Below are 3,153 nucleotides of genomic sequence, written 5' to 3' on the forward strand. Positions count from 1 at the left end.
CTCATCTTATGTGGAGCCCTATATTATGCAAAGTCATGAGTGGTTATGCCCCCAGACATGGGATTTGCTGCATAACCACTCAACATAATTATTAGATGTTTTTCCGGAGCCAAGTTATCAAGGCTTCTTTTTCACTTTCACTGTATTCTTCAACGGATTCTGTAATTAGGTTGCCAGCCTGTTCAATGTATTTTCTTTTCAGCTCAGGGTTACATCTTGCATAGATCTCTGTTGTGGTAACAGATGAATGACCAAGAAAATCCCTAATATATATTAAGTTTACTCCGTTTTCAAGCAGATGCATTGCTTTAGAATGCCTTAATATATGAGGATGAAGCTTAGATGGATATAATTCTGGCCTTGCCTTATGAGCTATGTGCCCATATTTATCAAGAACATAGGATACTCCCGATCTTGACAAGGGCTTATCGTATCTGTTGATAAACACTGGATGCGCCATGTTGCAGATACTGGCAGAGTTCAAATAAGCTTTTATAATGTCTGCAGCGTTAGCACTTATGGGTATTACTCTTGCCTTGTTTCCTTTTCCTGTAAGGGTAACCGTGTTTGGGCTTCGGAAGGCAATGTCACCCACCCTTAAATCAATGAGTTCCTGAACCCTGCACCCGGATTCATACATTAGTGCAATCATTGCAAGATCACGAATACCTTGTGTAGAATGACTGTCGGGCATTTTGAGGAGATATTCAACAGCATCTACACTTAGGTATTCAACCGGTTTCTGTGGGGCCTTCTTAATACGGATTTTTAAGATACCCTGACACAGGGCACTTTCCTCCGGACTTTTGCGTGCTACATAACCGCAAAAAGCTTTTAATGCAGCAAGTCGCTGATTTCTTGAACTGATGCTGCAGCCTCTTGACTGTTCCAGCCAGTCCAGAAATCCGCTTACATTGTCTGCATTCAGCGTATCCATTTTTAGTTTGCTGATCTTGCAGATACCAGTTTCATCAAGGTATTTGAAAAACAGTATGAATGCATCCCGGTATGACTTTATGGTATTGATTGACAAACCTGCCTCATTGCCAAGATATTCTGTAAAGAAGCTGCTTACATAATAAGATAATTCCTTCCTGTGCATAGTCACACCTCCGGAAAAATCTTTTCAGCATCTTGGTGGCTGAACTGCAGAATGTCAATGAAGTACTGCTTTGTCAGACGGAGATATTTTTCTGTCGATTCAATACCCTTGTGCCCGAGATAGGTACTAAGTATGGGAAGTGAGCAGTAAGGATCCATTCCTTTGTGAATCATCTGCTCCAAAGCATGGACACTGAAAGTGTGTCTCAGGTCATGTACGCGCGGGTACTTTCCATTACTTAACTGGGATATGCCAGCTTTCTCCTCCAGCTTCCTAAACTGATTCAGGATAGTTGTTGAAGAGTATCTTTCATTGTGAAGCGCAGGAAAAAAGTATGGATTCCCAGCTCTTTCAACCTTTGAATCATACATGGATAAATACTGGCGTAGTGATTCGGATATCGGTACCAGACGCGATACATTATTTTTGCCATTCATAATGACAAGAACTCCATTATCGAGATCAACGTGTTCACATTTAATGGCAAGAGCTTCGCTAACTCGTAATCCACATCCATACAGCATGCGGATTACTGCAGGATATATATAAGGGGTATTTACAAACTTATTCTTGTTTGGCCCGATTGCATCAGCTTCCCGAAGAATCCAGCTGATTTCATCTTTGGTAAAAATATACGGAACAAAGTCTTCGGTAGTTTTAACCAGTTCCTTTGGGTAAACATAAGCTTGAATGCCTCTTAAGTTTAAGAAAAGAGCAAACTGTCTTATATGGGATTGTCTTATATGAAGGGTACGGGCACTTTCATTGCCCCTTTTCGATGCATATGCATTAACCAGTTCCGGCTGTAAAGCCAATATAGGATCTGATTTTGAATTAGAGTATATAAAATTAAGCATGCGGTTTACTTCGGCCTGTTCGCTATAGGAATACTTAAATCCAAGGGATTGTTTATATTCCACATACTCCATAGCTATGTCACAGTAAGTCCCGGGAAAATTGAAGGTGTCATACTGTTTCATACGGCACCTCCAAAGCTAATTTTCTAAGGGTATCAATATCGATATTAAGATACATTCTGCTGGTATTGATGTTTGAATGCCCCAATACCTCCTTGATTACATACATCGGTGTATTGTTATGGAGCATGGTACTTGCCAAAGAATGCCGCATGGCATGCGGACCATGCTTACGTTCCGATGTATCAACGCCAGCCTTTTGGAAGTATTTAGAAACTATCTGATGGATGCAGGTATTGGTTAACGGCTTCCCGCCATTTTTTATACCTATAAAAATGTACTCTAAGTCGCTTTCCGGACGCCCGTTTTTCAGATAGTCAATCAAAGCATACTTGATATTTTCCAGTAAAGGCAACTGATTAAAATTTTTAGTCTTATACTGAATGAACTCAATCGTATCGTGTTCCCAATGTATATCCGATATTTTCAACCGGATGATGTCTCCGGATCGGATACCAAGTTCTGCTGCCAATAGTACTACGACAAAGTCCCTTTTTCCATAAGGAGTACTCCGGTCTATGGTAGAGACGATTCGCCTGATTTCCTCAGTGGAATAAAAGGAAAGTATACGTTCCCGTTTGTTGGTAAATATGACTGGGAATAGCTCATTACCTGCAAACAGTGTAAGTTTTCTGCTGTTCAGGTAATTAAAAAAGTGGCGCAAAATAAATTTGCGTCCACTGATGGTGGAAGAAGATAGTCCAGCAAGGGAAGATAAATAGCCAGTCACGTTTTTCTGAAAACAGTGCTGAAAATCCTTCACATTGTTGTCACCAAGATAATTCATAAAAGAAGTAATCGTCAATCTCTTAGATGAAATTGTCAGTGGTGACAGGCTCCTGAATTCTTCCAGATTCAGGTACTCTTCCAGGATATCTAAATAACTATTATACCTGAGAAGAATCTTAGTGGTTTTGTTATGCATTTTGATGCACCTCCTTGTTTATGAGGATAACATCAAAACGTTATGTTGAGTTGTAGTTCCATAAAAATGACCAGCTTGCCTAGAATGCAATAACTTTTTAACTTATTTAGGAATAACTCTACATAATATAGGGCTCCACATAAGATGAG

3 protein-coding genes are annotated in these 3,153 nt (G+C 39.9%); all 3 read right to left on the reverse strand.

Annotated features, from left to right (window positions below; translation table 11 throughout):
- Positions 1-91: 91 nt before the first annotated feature.
- From BUB67_RS15820 to BUB67_RS15830, 3 genes are read right to left on the reverse strand one after another with little or no spacing between them, the layout of a single operon-like run.
- A complete protein-coding gene (locus tag BUB67_RS15820) occupies positions 92-1,102 on the reverse strand; it encodes a tyrosine-type recombinase/integrase (RefSeq protein WP_073240317.1) in 1,011 nt (336 codons plus the stop codon).
- A gap of 2 nt (positions 1,103-1,104) precedes the next feature.
- Positions 1,105-2,082, reverse strand: coding sequence for a tyrosine-type recombinase/integrase (locus tag BUB67_RS15825; protein WP_073240318.1), 978 nt, complete (start codon positions 2,080-2,082; stop codon positions 1,105-1,107).
- On the reverse strand, positions 2,069-3,004 hold the full coding sequence (locus BUB67_RS15830) for a site-specific integrase (protein WP_073240319.1): 936 nt from the start codon (positions 3,002-3,004) through the stop codon (positions 2,069-2,071). The genes BUB67_RS15825 and BUB67_RS15830 overlap by 14 nt, the downstream gene beginning before the upstream one ends.
- Positions 3,005-3,153: the final 149 nt, after the last annotated feature.

This window comes from Desulforamulus putei DSM 12395, from assembly GCF_900129195.1.
Lineage (GTDB): Bacteria > Bacillota > Desulfotomaculia > Desulfotomaculales > Desulfotomaculaceae > Desulfotomaculum > Desulfotomaculum putei.

Bases quoted from the DNA above. Each gene is read 5' to 3' on its own strand.
- BUB67_RS15830 (WP_073240319.1), bottom strand. From the start codon at position 3,004: ATGCATAACAAAACCACTAAGATTCTTCTCAGGTATAATAGTTATTTA.
- BUB67_RS15825 (WP_073240318.1), bottom strand. From the start codon at position 2,082: ATGAAACAGTATGACACCTTCAATTTTCCCGGGACTTACTGTGACATA.
- BUB67_RS15820 (WP_073240317.1), bottom strand. From the start codon at position 1,102: ATGCACAGGAAGGAATTATCTTATTATGTAAGCAGCTTCTTTACAGAA.